11 protein-coding genes are annotated in these 16531 nt (G+C 45.5%); 6 read left to right on the plus strand and 5 right to left on the minus strand.

Annotated features, from left to right (window positions below; genetic code table 11):
- The first annotated feature begins 35 nt into the window (after positions 1–35).
- The gene (locus LL912_RS22230; RefSeq protein WP_235555814.1) at positions 36–1583 is read left to right on the plus strand and encodes a YifB family Mg chelatase-like AAA ATPase; all 1548 of its coding nucleotides are present in this window, start codon (positions 36–38) and stop codon (positions 1581–1583) included.
- A 158-nt stretch (positions 1584–1741) separates the two neighbouring features.
- On the opposite strand, the gene LL912_RS22235 is transcribed toward LL912_RS22230, so the two are convergent.
- A complete protein-coding gene (locus LL912_RS22235; RefSeq protein ID WP_235555815.1) occupies positions 1742–2086 on the minus strand; it encodes a DUF2304 domain-containing protein in 345 nt (114 codons plus the stop codon).
- On the minus strand, positions 2086–2775 hold the full coding sequence (locus tag LL912_RS22240) for a glycosyltransferase family 2 protein (protein WP_235555816.1): 690 nt from the start codon (positions 2773–2775) through the stop codon (positions 2086–2088). The genes LL912_RS22235 and LL912_RS22240 overlap by 1 nt, the downstream gene beginning before the upstream one ends.
- A 144-nt stretch (positions 2776–2919) precedes the next feature.
- On the opposite strand from LL912_RS22240, the gene LL912_RS22245 reads away from it, so the two are divergent.
- Positions 2920–4989 (plus strand): tetratricopeptide repeat protein, encoded by a 2070-nt coding sequence (locus LL912_RS22245; RefSeq protein ID WP_235555817.1) that lies wholly within the window; start codon positions 2920–2922, stop codon positions 4987–4989.
- A 3-nt stretch (positions 4990–4992) separates the two neighbouring features.
- Here LL912_RS22245 and LL912_RS22250 read toward each other — a convergent pair whose 3' ends face one another.
- Positions 4993–5793, minus strand: a complete 801-nt coding sequence (locus LL912_RS22250; protein WP_235555818.1) for a glycosyltransferase family 2 protein — start codon at positions 5791–5793, stop codon at positions 4993–4995.
- Between the two features lie 299 nt (positions 5794–6092).
- On the opposite strand from LL912_RS22250, the gene LL912_RS22255 reads away from it, so the two are divergent.
- The 4 genes from LL912_RS22255 to LL912_RS22270 all read left to right on the plus strand — a co-directional run bounded on the left by LL912_RS22255 (position 6093) and on the right by LL912_RS22270 (position 13240).
- Positions 6093–7904 carry an ABC transporter ATP-binding protein gene (locus tag LL912_RS22255; RefSeq protein WP_235555819.1) on the plus strand — a complete coding sequence of 604 codons (1812 nt, stop codon included), beginning with the start codon at positions 6093–6095 and terminating at the stop codon, positions 7902–7904.
- 293 nt (positions 7905–8197) lie between these two features.
- Positions 8198–8971, plus strand: a complete 774-nt coding sequence (locus LL912_RS22260; protein ID WP_235555820.1) for a LytR/AlgR family response regulator transcription factor — start codon at positions 8198–8200, stop codon at positions 8969–8971.
- 172 nt (positions 8972–9143) lie between these two features.
- Positions 9144–11366: a hypothetical protein gene (locus LL912_RS26040; protein ID WP_264759843.1), complete on the plus strand. Its 2223-nt coding sequence runs from the start codon at positions 9144–9146 to the stop codon at positions 11364–11366.
- Positions 11367–12052: 686 nt separating this feature from the next.
- Positions 12053–13240 carry an RICIN domain-containing protein gene (locus LL912_RS22270; RefSeq protein ID WP_235555821.1) on the plus strand — a complete coding sequence of 396 codons (1188 nt, stop codon included), beginning with the start codon at positions 12053–12055 and terminating at the stop codon, positions 13238–13240.
- A 418-nt stretch (positions 13241–13658) separates the two neighbouring features.
- Here LL912_RS22270 and LL912_RS22275 read toward each other — a convergent pair whose 3' ends face one another.
- Both LL912_RS22275 and glmM read right to left on the minus strand, forming a co-directional pair.
- The gene (locus LL912_RS22275) at positions 13659–14786 is read right to left on the minus strand and encodes a cysteine desulfurase family protein (RefSeq protein WP_235555822.1); all 1128 of its coding nucleotides are present in this window, start codon (positions 14784–14786) and stop codon (positions 13659–13661) included.
- 255 nt (positions 14787–15041) lie between these two features.
- Positions 15042–16433, minus strand: coding sequence for a phosphoglucosamine mutase (glmM, locus tag LL912_RS22280; protein ID WP_235555823.1), 1392 nt, complete (start codon positions 16431–16433; stop codon positions 15042–15044).
- Between the last annotated feature and the right edge of the window lie 98 nt (positions 16434–16531).

Here is a 16531-nt window from a genome sequence, read left to right on the forward strand (position 1 = left end):
GCATAAATGAGCATAAAATGCACTAACTTCATTTAATGTTGGTGAAGATCAATGGCAGTGCTGTTTATGGAGTGGAGGCCATACCCATCATTATAGAAGTTAACTGGATGCCTTCTGGTAAAGATCCTATGATTGTTGGCCTTCCGGACAGTGCTGTAAAAGAAAGCTGGCAACGGGTGGAAAGCACCATTAAGACCAATGGCTATGAGATGCCCCGGACCAAGGTTGTAGTAAACCTTGCACCTGCTGATATCAAAAAGAGTGGGGCGGCATTTGATTTGCCAATTGCCATCGGCTTGTTGGCTGCAACAGAACAACTGAAGGCCAGGGAGGCATTAGCGGACTATGTAATTATGGGCGAGCTCAGCCTTGATGGCGCCCTCCGTTCCGTAAAAGGGGCGTTACCGATTGCCATCCAGGCACGTAAACAGGGCTTTAAAGGATTGATCGTACCGGAAGTAAATGCCCGTGAGGCCGGCATGGTTAATAATCTGAATGTATATGGAGCGGCGCATATACAGGAAGTCTTGAATTTTTTTGAAAACGGAGAGCAGGGCTTAAGCCCGGTGGTGGTTAACACCCGGGATGAGTTTTTTAATTCGCAATATGATTTTGATATTGATTTCTCAGATGTAAAGGGCCAGGAAAACATCAAACGGGCGTTAGAGATTGCAGCTGCAGGCGGGCACAACGCGCTGCTGATCGGCCCTCCCGGAGCGGGAAAGACGATGCTGGCCAAACGGCTACCCACAATCCTTCCACCGCTTACGCTGCAGGAAGCGCTGGAGACAACAAAAATTCATTCCGTAGCCGGGAAGCTCCCGGAGAATGCCACACTGATCTCAAAACGGCCATTCCGGTCGCCTCATCATACCATTTCTGATGTAGCCCTGGTAGGCGGTGGTAGTACGCCACAGCCGGGCGAGATTTCGCTGGCACACAACGGGGTATTGTTTCTGGATGAGCTTCCGGAGTTTAAGCGATCCGTTTTAGAAGTAATGCGTCAGCCTATGGAAGAGCGGAAGGTAACGATATCCCGCGCCCGGATCGCGGTTGACTTCCCTGCAAGTTTTATGCTGATGGCTTCGATGAACCCCTGTCCCTGCGGGTTTCATAATCACCCGGAGCGAGCCTGTACCTGTCCTCCGGGAGCGGTTCAAAAATACCTCAACCGAATTTCCGGTCCTTTGCTGGACCGCATCGATCTGCATGTGGAGGTAACGCCGGTTCCATTCAGTGAATTATCCTCAGCACGTGGCGAAAAAACTTCCGGGGTAATCCGGGAAGCGGTAATCCGTGCCCGGGAAATCCAGCTGGTCCGATTTGAGGAAACGCCCGGCATTTACTGCAATGCGCAAATGAACAGCAAGCAGTTAAAAGAGATCTGTGTTATTGACAATGTTGGGCAAGTGTTGCTGAAACGGGCAATGGAAAAACTGGGTCTTTCGGCCCGGGCTTATGACCGCATTTTAAAAGTGGCGCGCACGATAGCCGATCTTGAAGGTGTGCCGGAGATCCGTCCGGAGTTTCTCGCCGAGGCGATTCAATACCGCAGCCTTGACCGGGAAAGCTGGGCGGGGTAAGGATCGGCGCTTAGATCAGCGTTACGGTTTTGATATTAAAATTTGTAAAGTACAAATAACCGGCCAACACTATACCCGCCTCTTAAAACTGCCCGGAAACCTGTCATTGATTTTTGAGGCCTGTATCAGGGTTGATTATATTTCGTGGCAGGATGCATTTATTGCCCGTCTGCCGGTTCGGCTGTGCCGGAGAGCTGCTCTGCATTGCCGACGGCATCGTTGCGGATGAGTTTGGTGATCTTTTTTTGAAGATCCCGGATCTTTTTGTATAAAACAATAATGGTAAGGAATAAAAAAAGAAACGTAAAATAAAAGAGCAGGTCCACCCCCCGGTTTACCCCCACCAGGTGGGCAATCGCCGTCAGCTCGTCCGGGAACACGATGATGAATACGCACGCAAGAAAAAGTAATAGGATGAGTAATTTGTTGGGCTTGAAAATACTGGTGATATACAGGGTCATCAGCGAAACGCAAACGATCAATATGATTTGAATACTGTTCATTATTTAAAAAATTTATTGATCAATATCTGCCGCAGGATTTTAACACTGTCCAGGTTTTGCTGTCCTTTTTGAAGCGAATAACTGGTGTATGCGATCACTACGGGGAATTCGGCATAGGCCAGTTTGCACGCTTTAATCTGTATTAAGATTTCCGTGGCATGGGCCATGCCGTTTTCATTAAGATGAATCGCAGCGGCTGCTTTCCGGTTCATCACGCGAAATCCGTTGTGCGCATCGGTAAGAAAAAGTCCGGAAAAACAATAATTAACGACCCTTGCTATTTTTAGAAGCATGCCGCGGGTCCTGCTCATATTAAGCGCCTTTGTACCCAGGAACCGCGAACCCAGCACAATATCCAGGTTACCGGCTATAAGAAACTCAGTCATGGGTGTAATTTTTTCCGCAGGGTGTTGTCCGTCCGCGTCAAAAGTTACAAAATAGTTGCACCCCGGGAGCGTCTTTGCAAAATTTAGCCCGGTTTGAATGGCGGCTCCCTGGCCCAGGTTTACTGCATGGCGGAGATAATAAATGGGCAGGTCCCATACAACTTCCCTTGTGTTGTCTGAAGATCCATCATCCACAAGCACAATTACATATCGATAAGCCAACAGCTCATTGAGCGTTTCTCTGATGACCCCCGCTTCGTTAAATGTGGGAATCACCACGCAGATAGAACTGTTTAAAGACATTCGCTATTAGTTTTATTTTATATACAAAATTAGGCGATCTGTACAAGATTGTACCATTTGGGTTAATTTTGCCGCCATTAATTGCAGTCCACCAATCCATTAACCCGGCACCGGCAGCGTAAACCGGCAGGAAAGAAGGCTACTATGACCAAAATAATTGAAGATCCGTTAAAAATGAAGAAACCTAAAAGTTTGATAATAGCCGGTGCGGCGTTGCTGGTTCTTTTAGTTCTTGCGTATGCCAACCATTTCGACAATGATTTTCATTTTGACGACAGTCATACCATCCAGGAGAATGTAGCCATCCGTAAACTTGGTAATATTCCTGAGTTCTTTACTAACCCCGATATGTTTAGCGCCAGTAGCAACCACAGAGGCCTGCGCCCGTTGGTAACCACCTCGTTGGCCATTGATTACTGGTTGGGTGGCGGTTTGCACCCGTTCATGTTTCAGCTTTCCACATTCCTTTGGCATATCGGGTTGTGTATTATGTTGTTTTTTATGTACCGGAGGTTGATCGGGAAGGTCAACACCCATAAGTGGGTGCCATTTATCGCTTTGATGGGTGCGGGCTGGTTTGGCCTGCATACGGTTGTTGCAGAAACCATCAATTATATCATTTCCAGGTCGGATGTGCAATCTACATTCTTTATTGTAGCTTCCTTTTTGACGTATGTGGCCTACCCTGAGAAAAGAAAGTATGGATTATATATCCTGCTGGCAGTATTGGGTGTCTTTGCCAAAGAAACGGTTCCGGTATTGCCTATCCTTTTGTTCTTCTATTTACTGCTTTTCGAAAACGGGTTTTCGTTGTATGATCTCTTCAGGCGCTCAAACATCAAAAAGGTGCTGGCTTGCATCTGGTCTTTGCTGCCGCTGATTGTGGTTGTAGCGGGGGTTCAGCTATATACGCTTTCCCGGATGTCACAGGCTTCTGCATCACATGGAATGTCGAATCCCCTGGGGTATAACCTGCTTACGCAGACCTATGTTTGGTTGCATTATTTCCGGTCATTCTTTTTACCGTTTGATCTCAGCGCGGATACGGATCTGGGAGTGATTACCAATCCGCTCGATTGGCGTATTATTGCAGGGATATTGTTTGTTACCACGTTAATCGTTACCATTTTTAAAACATCCCGCAGAAGTGAAACCCGGCCCATAGCCTTCGGACTGATCTGGTTTGCTGCATCGTTACTGCCTACTTCCCTTGTGCCTTTTGCAGAGGTGATGAATGACCACCGGATGTATTTCGCCTTTGTGGGACTTACCTTAAGTGTCGTTACTACCCTGGGACTTTTGGTTATTAAGCGGGAGGCATACTTTACCAGGAATAAGCATTACCGGTTCCTCATCGTTGCGGCGTTTTTGGTGATTGCTGTGAATGCATTTGGCGTGTATAAACGCAACCAGGTATGGGATAATGAAGAAACTCTCTGGAAAGATGTAACAGAAAAAAGTCCCAATAACGGAAGAGGATGGATGAACTACGGACTAACACTGATGGCAAAAGGCGATTACAAGCGAGCTGTGGCGATCTTTACTAAAGCAAGAGATCTCAATTCCGGGTATAGCACTGTATACGTCAATCTTGGCATTGCGTATGGAGGATTGAAGTTGCACAACAAGGCGATAGAAAATTTTTCAACAGCCCTGCTACTGGCACCCGGCGACGATGTGGGCTACAGCTATTTTGCCCGCTATTTCCTGGAGCAGAACCGTTTTGAAGATGCCAAAAACATGGCAGAAAGGGCTTTGGCAATCAACAGTCGTTCATATATGGCCTACGAGGTATTGATGGGAGCCTTACAGGGGCTGAGCAGGTGGGATCAGTTAAAGCAGACGGCAGCGGCAGCGCTTCAGTTAAATCCGGAGGATCCGAAGGCCCTGCAATACCTGCAGGCAGCTCAACAGCGTAAAACAGTTACGCCACTCCCTAAAGATGTCACAAATGCCGTTTCGGTAATCAATTATATCAATATCAGCCTGGAGCAGTATAACGAGGGCGAGTATGAAGCGTGTATCAATACCTGTAAACAAGCGCTGTCTCTGGACCCGAACAATGCCGACGCGTATAACAATATCTGTGCAGCTTACAATATGCTAAAGCAATGGGATAAGGCACGTGAAGCCTGTACAAAGGCCCTGCAGCTGAATCCCGGGCACCCCAATGCCCCGGCTAATTTGAAATGGGCGATTGAGCAAAAATTGTAGTGCCTAAACCTTATTGTCGCTCAGTCCTCTGCTGTAAAGCTTTGCAATCAGCCCCCCCAATGTCTGGCCCCAAACGGATTGTAATACCGCCTGTTCTTCTTGCTGGCGCTTTCCTATTTTAATCTGGTTAGTGGTTTCAGAATCGATATGGATCCGGTGCTGAACCAGCCTTTTATTGATAAAAATAAAAGCGCCTTCCTGTTTAGCAAGGGTGAGCCAGGCCACCCAGTCCAAAACGCAGGTATACTGCGGCGAGAACTGCATTCCGTTAATGTGCTGCCGGTCGAGCGTTACAGAAGGGCAGCAAATGGAATTACCCAGTGCCAGAACCGACTTTTTAACGAATGGACTCCGGATGGCCTGTTTCAAATGGAACGGGAGCAACAGTGCGTCTTTTACAACCGCATTGAGTGAGTTTTTTCGCTTTTGGCCGTTGACAAGGTCATCGTAATCCGTAAACACCATCAGCGGTTTTTTGTTTTGAAACCGCTCTAGTTTAATAAGCACTTCTTTTGCAAAATCCCGGTTGTAGATATCATCCTGGTGCGCGATGGTCACATACCGGGTGGTGGCCTGGTTCATCGCAAAGTTCCAGTCGCCTGCAATGGAACTGGCTGCATCCGAAACAAAATAGGGAACCTGGTACCGGGCAGCGGTGGTTTTTATGTAATCAGAAGGGGTGGATGTCGCAATCAGGATATGGGTTGGAACGGTTTGCTCTAACAAGCTTTCGATGCATCTGGTCAGGTGCGGTGAATCTTTGTATGCCGGTACTACAAATGTGTGCTCTTTAGCTGAAATCATATTAATTATACAACGTTATCGAAATCGCAGTAGATCGCGTTTTTCTTTGCTGACTAGTCGGTATTATCAGATCAAAAATAAGCTCTCTGTAGTAAATTGATCTGTTTTTTAATGCGGAAGAAAGGCGGTCAGGGCGTTGATGCTATAATTGAAGGGATGCGGAGTTTGTAGAATGCTTTTTACGATAAGGCATTATTAGCCAACTATTGGTGTTTTTTATTGTTTGTGTAAATAAAAATTTCCCGGAATAAAGGAAATTTTTACTTTGGGATTATTTTTATAAAAATATACTTAGTCATATGCGTATTCTTCTTCAATATATCAAGCCCTATCGCTGGTTGGTAGTGTTTGCGCTGTTCCTGGCGGCCGTAAACCAGATTTTTTCACTTTTTGCCCCGCTGATCAGCGGAAAGTTGCTGGATCTTTTTGCCACGCATCCGCATCATTTTGATCATGCCAAAACCCTGCCGCGTTCGGAACACCAGTACCTGTTTGGCAGCAACGGGTATCACGGATTATTGTTCTTTTTAATACTACTGATTGGCACGGCGATGGTGAGCCGCATTGCCAAAGCCTTCCAGGATTATTTTGTCAATGTGATCATTCAAAAGTTTGGCGCAACTATTTTTACGGATGGGCTGAAGCATTCCATGCGATTGCCTTATCAGGATTTTGAGGATCAGCGCAGCGGGGAAACCCTTTCGATCCTCACCAAGGTCCGGACGGATACCGAAAAATTCATCACCAGTTTTATCAATGTGTTTTTTGTCATTATTGTCAGTATTGTCTTTGTATCCATCTATGCTTTCCAGTTGCATTGGTCTATTATGCCGGTATACGCTGTTGGCATTTTTGCCATTGCCTTCGTTACCAGCCTGCTCAGCAGGCGCATCAAGGTGATACAAAAAAATATTGTAAAAGAAACAACCGCGCTGGCGGGTACTACTACCGAAAGCCTGCGGAATATTGAAATCGTGAAAAGTCTGGGGCTGACAGAACAGGAGGTACAGCGACTCAATAACAATACGTTTAAGATTCTTGGGCTGGAGCTTAAAAAGGTAAAGAGCATCCGGGCGCTCAGTTTTATACAAGGTACAATGGTGAATTTTTTACAACAGGTGATTGCGTTTACATTGTTGTGGCTGATCTTTAAAGACGCCATTTCCCCCGGTCAGTATCTTTCCCTTTCGTTTTATGGATTTTTCATTTTTGGTCCCATGCAGGAAATTGGCAATATTATTATTTCTTACCGGGAGGCCGAAGCTTCGCTGAATAATTTTCATAAGCTCATGCAGCGAAAGGCAGAGCCGCGTCCGGCCAATCCCCGGCAGATCGGGATGATTGAATTGCTGGAGTTCCGGAATATTGTTTTCCGTCATCAAACGGCCCATTTTAATGCGCTGAATGATATTTCCTTTACGGTTAAAAAAGGCGAAACGATCGCGTTTGTAGGACCCAGTGGTTCCGGAAAAAGTACACTGGTGAAATTGCTGGTAGGTCTTTACCGCCCGGCAAAAGGAACGATTTATTATGACGGTGTAGACGGCGAAGCAATCGACTTTGACCAACTGCGGGTTCAGATTGGTTTTGTAACACAGGACACCCAGCTCTTCGCGGGTACGATAAAGGAGAACCTGTTATTTGTAAATCCCGGAGCTACCGATAACGATCTGAAGGATGCGCTGGAAAAAGCCAGTTGTACGGGTTTGCTGGCGCGTGCCGAGAACGGCCTGGATACGGTGATCGGTGAAGGAGGATTAAAACTAAGCGGCGGCGAGAAGCAGCGTATCGCCATTGCACGGGCATTGCTACGACATCCGCATCTGCTGATTTTTGATGAAGCAACGTCTGCATTGGATTCGATTACAGAAGAAGAAATTACCAAAACGATTAAGCTGGTGTCTTCAAAGAAAAACCAGATTACGGTACTGATTGCGCACCGGTTGAGTACCATACTGCATGCAGACCGGATCTATGTATTGGAGCGGGGGGAAATTGTCGAGACCGGCGATCATCATGCATTGCTACAGCAAAAAGGCCTGTATTATGCTATGTGGCGTCAGCAGATCGGCGAACGCAAAAAAGAAGCCTACGATACGGTGTCGGCCTAGAAGACGCTTTTATTGTCAGTATATCGTTTTTTCCGGATGGTAGTTTTGCCGCTTTGGGAAGAACCATTGTAAAATTATTTTTCTATTAAATAGTTTGTGTAACTGTATGATTATTACACTATTGAAATGTATTGTGGAAAAAAATAATGAAAAAAAGTTAATATTTTTTTAAAAGTTAATATATATTGCACCTACCAATACGTTTTTTTCGGTATGAGAGGCTGGCGGTATTGACGTGTCATTTGTAAAACATAACTGCGAAAAACTAACAATTAAACAAGCTGTAATTATCTATGAGTTTTAAAATTCAGATTGTTGATGAGGACAAGGTATCATGGAATTTGCTGAAGTTTAAAATAGAGAGTGTAACCGATAACCAATTGCAATTCCTGGATTACTGCTCCACTATGGAACAAGCCATCGGTGCTATTTTCATGCACCGGCCCGATATCCTGATATTCGACCTGAAGCTATTGAAGAATAAAGAATTTGAGATCATCGAAAGCCTCATCAATCAGAAGGTTTTCAGGGTAAAGATCATTGTTGTAGCCTCTTCCAATCAATTAAGTCAGTTGCAGAATATTATCGATATCGGGGTTACTTCACTGATCATGAAACCTATTAATTCCAATGATCTGCGGAAATCGATCAGCCGGGTAATCGGACTACTTCAGGAAGAAGCAAGGGATATGATTGAAGATCATTTTATCACTTTAAAAGCAAACCGCTCACTGCTGTATGTGAATCAACGGGATATTCTTTTTGTAGAATCCAACCGGAACATTTGTGAGATCACATTTAAGGACGGCAGCCAGAAAACGGTGAATGAGAACATCACTTTTATTGATCAGCGTATCCACCTGAAGGAACTGGTCCGGATCGATAAAAGCACCATCATTAACATTTCCAAGATTGTGTATCTTGATAGTGATGTGTTTAACAAAGAGTGTAAGTTAAAATTGACCAACGGAAACGAAATTAACAAATCGCTTAGCAAAATTGGCATGAGCCGCTTATATAAAATCGTATCTACTAACCGCAAAAATGAAGGACGTATTGTTTTTTGATTTTGTTTCGTCCTTCAAAAATCACTTTATGTCCTTTGTTAGTGAAAGTAAAAACAGAACATCGTATTCTTGTGGCACAATAAAAAAATCAACCCTGCGTAAGCCGAAAAGCAGTTTCTAGAGTAGGCATTATTTAATCATTAACTAGTAAATAAAATTAAATTAAACTTTTATGAGACGTACATTCTTATCCGTCCTAGTTCTAGCCTCCCTGCTTACAGGTTTGGATTCCTGTAAGAAAGGGGACACCGGTCCTGCGGGTCCTGCTGGTCCTGCCGGTGCCAAAGGTGCTGATGGCGCCAAAGGTGCAACAGGTGCTGATGGAACTAAGATCTATTCTGCAACAAGCGACCCTGCTGCTGCCAAAGATGGAGACTTCTGGTTCAATCCGACAACTAAAACGCTTTATGGTCCTAAAACCGGAGGTGCTTGGGGTACTGGTACCGTTTTAGGCGGTAGCGGTGCTAATGGTGCCACAGGTGCTACAGGCGCAACTGGTGCCACAGGTGCAACTGGTGCCACAGGCGCGCCCGGAGCTGCAGGTCCTACCGGTGCTACAGGTGCTAAAGGTGATCCCGGAACTCAATTCTTAACCGGAGCCGGCGCACCCACTGCTGGTACTGGTAATGTTGGTGATTACTATTTCGATACAAATACTTCTACTTTCTACGGTCCGAAAGTGGCAGGAGCTACTCCTTGGTCTGCTAACGTATTCCCGATCGGGGCAGCAAATGCAGCGAAGACGTTCTACCTGACTGTAGGTCTGGAAAATGTAAAACAGGTTTACCGTAAAAATGCCCAAAATCACTCATTTGAGTTTGATAAGGCAGAAATCAGCGCCAGCGAATTTTATTTCAATGCTGATGACCGGAACCGTATCGCTAAATACAAAGGCTGGGGATTAAACCGTGAGATGATATTTGAAACTACTCCGGGTTCTGGAATTTTTAACAGAGTTCCACAGTCTGCGAACGATTTTGGCTGGAGCTCTAGCCAATTGGCTGCTGGATTCCCTTACCTGCCCGGTGGTGGCGGTTGGGCTCAGGTTGGTATGAAGTTCCGTTATACGCAGAACTTCTCTGGTAATACCAACTATGATGGTACTACTACATCCGGTACTCAGGAATTTACGCTGAGCCAGGTTGATATTGACCGTATGCGGTCTGAGGCTGGTGAAGGTTTCAAATACTGGACTTATGCAGCGTTTGCGTACTCCAATAGCCAGGCCGAGCCTACAGTACATAACACAGACCTGAGCAAGGTTAAAGACGGCGATCGTATCAACTTCTGGCGGATTAAAAACGTTAAGATTGACAACCTGTCTGATGCTCAAGCTGATGTTGATGGTAAATACCATGCTGAATATTCCGCTGAATCAAACCTGAATCTGAATACAATTGCTGGGTTAGGCAGCAAGCTGGAAAAATACAAGCAAGATGGTAAAGTGTTCCTGAAATATCGTTACGTAAACCCGATGACCGGACAAGTTATCTATGCAACTTCGAGCAAATTTGGTGATGATACTCCTGCTGGAAGTGGTTCTTATAACAATGGTAACCAGGCTGGCTGGTATGAAGCAACTCCTTACCTGTATAACTATACCCTGGGTGGTGTATCTTATGGTCCTGGAGATGTAAATGTAACCAAAGAATGGCCTGCGCTGGGTGGTACTGCATCATTACATGGTGTAACTGTAGCTGGCGGTGGTGTTCAGGGATTTGATGTGTTCAACCAGGGCTACCTGTGGGGGTATAATGTAAATGGTCCGCTCATTCCAGCCAATCGCACTACGCAGCATTTCGGTGGTTATCCTCATGCTTACTGGATTGACCTGGATCAAAGCCTGGAAGTTGTTGGTAAGTCAATGAACACTATTGCTAGAAGCGGCGTGTTTAAAGTTAACTGGAAGGTTAAAACAGGTAGCAACTGGGGCGATACTGCTACTAAGGTTCCGTTCGGTCCGATTACCCTGGTAAACCCCAACAGCTCTATCAACCCTGTTGATGACAGCTGGATCGGTGGAAACTACTACACTGGTGATTACAACTACTACAATGCAGCACTGGGCGTAGGTAATAGCAGCATTCCTTACTGGAAAGATGGCGTACCTTCTAACAACTACTACAGAGTAAGTTCTAACAACCTGTTTGGATGGGTAACTGGTAGTCCGGTTGTAAGTGGTCACCCCGCTTATGCAGACTTCCTGGCAAACAATGTATTACCAGAAATCCGCATTAAGAATGGTAAACCGGCTAGCTGGTTCCAGGGCAAACCCCTGATTCAGGTACAGGTTTATGTAATTCCTGGAGATATCGTTAAAGCTGCTGCTGCAAGAGGTATCAACGTGAACAACGCTGCTGCTCTGTCTCAGTTCGCTGATTCTTACGGAAAATAAGATCAAATCCAACTCAGCAATCACAGATTGTTGATCAGGAATAAGATTTAAGAGGAAGAAGCCGTCTCAATATTGAGGCGGCTTCTTCGTTTTTTATATTTGCCTCTTCTGAAGTGCGGTCTGGCTGCGATAATTGGTTTTTTATCTGCAGGATCAAATGGTGAAGCGTCTGTGAAGCTAGGTAGGGCACCAATAGTTTTGACAGGCAACCCAGTTAAAAATGAAGCATCCGGGTGTTAACGCAAATAGTTATGTGACCTTTGAACAAAGAAAACGAAACTGCCCAGAGCGCATAGAATTACCCCTATATCAATTGAAGCAGGCATTCTGCTTTCCTCAGTATTTATAAGTTTACGGCAAGACCCGAGCGGCGAGGGCAGTACGGGTTTTGCGTTTTAGTGCGTTTCGATTGTCGGGATCTTGTATCTTGGCCGTCTGGTGAAATACGGGTTGCGATGGAAGTTTGTTGCCTGCCGGGCAGCGTCTCCTTTTGATCTATAACAAGCTTGTATTTGAAGATTGCTTTTTTAGTTAGTTGAGGTAATCACCAACATTACCCTTATATCTTTTGTACAAGTAAAATACGCGTTATGGGGTATTGCCAACGGGTACAAACTATGGTACCTTGGTACAACCAAATTAACAGCGTCTCTAAATCTCTTTTTATACCGAATTAATGAAACAGCATGAAAAATCTAACGCTCTCATTGCTGGCATTAACAGCAGTATTCAGTATTTCCTGTTCTAAATCTTCGTTTAGCGATAAGCCGGCGACGCCAAGGTGTGCGGGTGAAGGTCCTTCAGTAACTGAGCAGTTTGATATTACTGGTCCGGATCAGGTATGTGCCGGTACACCTGAATCATATGTGATCAAAGGAACAAGTGCTGGTTCCCCCGGAGGCGCTTTCCCTTCATATGGATATGTAACATGGAGTGTTGATGATACTTCGAAGGCATCCATACAGGTGTTTGGTGCTAATTCTGATTCTGCTGTTGTTACACGAAAGGCTCCTGGAAATTTTAATGTAAAGGCGTTTATTCTTATAACTCTCTGTGAGGGAGGATCAGGGCAATTGCCAAATAAGAATGTTGGCGACTGCGTGGCGCCTCCGTCTATTATTTCGGGCGGTGTCTACCACATTGTATCAGTGCTCGATTCTAATTACGAGATTGGAGTAGACACTTCTTCCTACTCCCCTTTATACCCCGTAAACGGACTTTTACAATTGGTGAATAATGACAGTCTCACAAGGTTCTACTATGCCTGGACATTGAATGGTAGTTCCGGTGATTATGCGATGAACTTCTACAACCTGGATTATGCAATGGCAAATATCAGCAGTACACTTAGGCTCAATTACTATAGTTCCTCAGCGCCTGTATGGAAATTGGTTCCAACCAATGATGGCTATTACCGGATAGAAGATTCCGGAGGTAATATATTGACGATACCTGGTTCCAGTCCGGGTGCCGGAACGCAATTACAATTGTCAGGTACCTCCGGCGGGTTGAATCAAAAATGGAAGCTGATTCCCATTCTGCGGGTAAGCGACCCGGCGCCAAGGGAAACCATGACCGTCGTTTCTAATGGTTTTACCGGGGATATTGTACTAACGAATCAAACAACGTCAGCACAAACAACCATCAGTAATATCGTACCCGGCACTTCACGTACCTTTTATATAAATACGACGTCCCAATATACGATCGGCGTTACAAATAATTCTGGAACATCAACCATCTATGTATCCATGAAAAATTATGGAGGAACGCGGAATTGGTCGTTCAGTGGTTCGTCCTATACGACTGGAAACTATAATGCCTGGACATATGGCGGCCCCTATGTTTTGCGGCTTTCTGTAAATGGTCTATAGTGTCGTTTTAGTATAAACGTCGCAGATAATCCTGCCCGGAACTTTGCAAAGCTTAAGGGCAGGATTATCATTTGGGGATATTTAGGGCGAAGCTGGTTTGGTTGTAAGAAGCCTGACGCATTCATGATGTGGCGCCCTCTCATGTTTTGACTAAGTTTGAGGGATGCCGCCATAAAACAGCGCGAGTGTATGATATAGTTGTCTAAATGTTGCCAAGGGTTGAATGCCGTACGGAAATACAGCCCTGGGAAACTGCTAACAGCGCATTTAATGAGAGGAGATTAGCTTGCCTTTTTATGCTAAAACGGAAATAACCGGCATCGTTTGCCGCCTGGTCTTTGCGTGTGTTCGAACGCATTCAATAATGCAATACCTGAAAATTCTGATGGAGCAGCTTAGTTGATTACCGGTAGCTGGCTCAGAGCAGCTCTTTAAGCGTGTTAATGGTATGATCAATCTCTTCTTTTGTATTGTATTTACTAAAGGAAAAACGGATAGGTACCCGGTCCGCAGCGCTGTTTAAGGCAGCGATGACATGGGAACCCTGACTGGCCCCACTGCTGCAGGCGCTTCCGCCCGACACGCAGATGTTATGAATGTCGAGATTGAAGAGTAGCATTTCGGAGCGTTCTGTTTGCGGAAAGGAGGCGCTTAGTACCGTGTACAGGCAACTGCCAAACGCATCTCCGTTAAACGTAACGGAAGGGATCTTGCTTTGAAGTTGCTCCGCCATATATTGTTTCAACCCACGGATAAAAGCCGCTTCTTTTTCATAATTAGCCATGGCCAGGTCCAGCGCCTTGGCAAAACCTACAATACCATACACGTTTTCTGTTCCGGCCCGCATATTGCGCTCCTGCCCGCCGCCAAAAATAAAGGGCTTGATCTGCAGATTACTGTTTACATACAGGATTCCCGAGCCTTTTGGTCCGTGAAATTTATGACCGGATGCAGAAATAAAATCGATATCAATGCGCTGCAGATCTATCGGGTAGTGCCCAACGGTTTGTACACAGTCTGAATGAAAAACGGCGTCATACTTCCTGCACAATGCACTAACTGCATTGATAGCCAGGAGGTTTCCGATCTCATTATTAGCATGCATCAGGGTAACCAGGCATTTGCGCTCCTGTGTGGCTAATTGCTCCTCCAGGTCCTTCAGGTCTACATGCCCGTTGGATTGTAATTTTATCAGGCTGAAGGTAATCGTATTGCCAGTACTATAATGTTCTACTGTGTGCAGCACCGCATGGTGTTCGATGCCGGAGGTAATGATATGGGTGCAGCCAAGGTCCCGGATTGCGGCATTGATGGCGGTATTATTGCTTTCTGTTCCACCGGAAGTAAAGAAAATCTCACCTGGTTTTACATTCAGGTGTTTTGCCACTGTTTTTCGGGCGGTTTCTATGGCCAGCCGGGTTTCTCTTCCATAAGAATACACAGAAGACGGATTGCCGAATCCCGAGGTCATATAGGGTAACATCGCATCCAGTACTTCCTTATCGAGGCAAGTGGTTGCGGCATTGTCTAAATATATTTTTTCCATGAACGCTTCTTCCTTTTAGCCGGTATGTCTCCTCCCGGTGAAAATGTTTGCAAAGTTAATGAAGCAATCGCATATGGATTTTGTAGACTACCAACGCTTAAGTATCAGGGTTGGCTCCCGCATTATGCCCGGCGCTATTGACTATTGATCAGACTGGTGCTTAAAACAATCTGAAGCAATGAAAATCATGCTGAAAGGCACAGGTCATAAGACAGGGCGAAACCCTTAAACGCTGAAGCTTAGGCCCCGGCCGTTCTATCCCATGTTCTCTTTGATATCCTGCATCAGTTTCTGAGCAATATTTTTGGCTTTTACCTCAAAATCACTTTCAGAATAAATGCGGATAATGGGTTCTGTATTCGACATTCTCAGGTGCACCCAATCTTCATCAAATTCTATTTTCAGACCGTCTTCATCATTCAGGGGAAGTTTGCTGTATTTCTCTTTGATACGGGCAAAAATAGAAGGAAGGTCGGTGCTTTTATCCAGCTCGATTTTGTTCTTGCTGATGAAATAATCCGGATACAAACCGCGTAACGATTTGATGCTGCCTTTGTGACCTGCCAGATGGCTTAGGAACAGGGCGATGCCGATCAGTGCGTCGCGGCCGTAATGAAAATCAGGCACAATGATGCCTCCATTCCCTTCTCCTCCGATCACTGCATTTACGGCCTTCATTTTTGAAACCACGTTTACCTCCCCCACTGCGGAGGGGTAATAGGCACCACCGTGCCTGATGGTGATCTCTTTTAACGCCTTGGTGCTGCTCATATTGCTTACGGAGTTGCCCTTGCGTTTAGAAAGGATATAATCCGCAACGGCAACCAGTGTATATTCTTCACCAAACATGCTGCCGTCTTCATTTACAAAACAAAGGCGGTCCACATCCGGGTCCACAGCAATACCCAGATCGGCCTTTTCTTTTACCACCACACTCGAAAGTTCTGCAAGATGATCGGGCAGGGGCTCGGGGTTATGGGCGAAATTTCCGGTTACCTCGCTGTTTAATACAATCACCTCTTTCACACCCAACGCATTTAACAGTGCTGGCACAAAAACGGCCCCGGTAGAATTAATAGCATCTACCACCACTTTAAAATTTTTCTTTGCAATCGCCTCTTTGTTCACCAGCGGATAAGCCAGAATTGCATCAATATGCTTTTGCATATAGCTGTCATTCAGCTGAATGTTACCCAGCTTGTCCACTGGGGCAAATTCAAAATTTTCCGCTGCCGCAATATCCAGCAACTGCTTCCCAAGGTCTGCTGAAATAAACTCGCCATCCTGGTTCAGTAGCTTTAGCGCATTCCATTCTTTAGGGTTATGGCTGGCGGTAAGGATAATACCGCCATCTGCCTTTTCCATCGGTACGGCGATTTCTACGGTTGGAGTAGTGCTGGGTCCAAGATCCACTACTTCGATACCCAGCGCACTAAGGGTTGCGGTAACCAGGTTGCTAACCAGCGGACCGCTGATACGCCCGTCGCGGCCTACGACTACTTTTAATTTCTTCGACGGTGCTGCTGCCTGCTTCAGAATAGTACCGTATGCTGCTGTAAATTTTACTACATCTACCGGGGAGAGCGTTTCCCCGGTCTTCCCTCCAATAGTTCCTCGGATTCCGGATATACTTTTTATAAGCGCCACAATATGCTGTTTAAAATTTTAGGTTCAGGATGGCTGTTGATCCGCCGGTTTCCTGAACTTGCAAAAGTACGCCGCTTAGCCGAGATTCTTTTAGTTAT

Origin of the sequence: Niabella agricola, from assembly GCF_021538615.1 — a bacterium.
Classification (GTDB): domain Bacteria; phylum Bacteroidota; class Bacteroidia; order Chitinophagales; family Chitinophagaceae; genus Niabella; species Niabella agricola.

What these genes read in the sequence shown, in the direction of transcription:
- LL912_RS22230 (WP_235555814.1), top strand. Translation starts at nt 36, where the DNA reads ATGTTGGTGAAGATCAATGGCAGTGCTGTTTATGGAGTGGAGGCCATA.
- LL912_RS22235 (WP_235555815.1), bottom strand. Translation starts at nt 2,086, where the DNA reads ATGAACAGTATTCAAATCATATTGATCGTTTGCGTTTCGCTGATGACC.
- LL912_RS22240 (WP_235555816.1), bottom strand. Translation starts at nt 2,775, where the DNA reads ATGTCTTTAAACAGTTCTATCTGCGTGGTGATTCCCACATTTAACGAA.
- LL912_RS22245 (WP_235555817.1), top strand. Translation starts at nt 2,920, where the DNA reads ATGACCAAAATAATTGAAGATCCGTTAAAAATGAAGAAACCTAAAAGT.
- LL912_RS22250 (WP_235555818.1), bottom strand. Translation starts at nt 5,793, where the DNA reads ATGATTTCAGCTAAAGAGCACACATTTGTAGTACCGGCATACAAAGAT.
- LL912_RS22255 (WP_235555819.1), top strand. Translation starts at nt 6,093, where the DNA reads ATGCGTATTCTTCTTCAATATATCAAGCCCTATCGCTGGTTGGTAGTG.
- LL912_RS22260 (WP_235555820.1), top strand. Translation starts at nt 8,198, where the DNA reads ATGAGTTTTAAAATTCAGATTGTTGATGAGGACAAGGTATCATGGAAT.
- LL912_RS26040 (WP_264759843.1), top strand. Translation starts at nt 9,144, where the DNA reads ATGAGACGTACATTCTTATCCGTCCTAGTTCTAGCCTCCCTGCTTACA.
- LL912_RS22270 (WP_235555821.1), top strand. Translation starts at nt 12,053, where the DNA reads ATGAAAAATCTAACGCTCTCATTGCTGGCATTAACAGCAGTATTCAGT.
- LL912_RS22275 (WP_235555822.1), bottom strand. Translation starts at nt 14,786, where the DNA reads ATGGAAAAAATATATTTAGACAATGCCGCAACCACTTGCCTCGATAAG.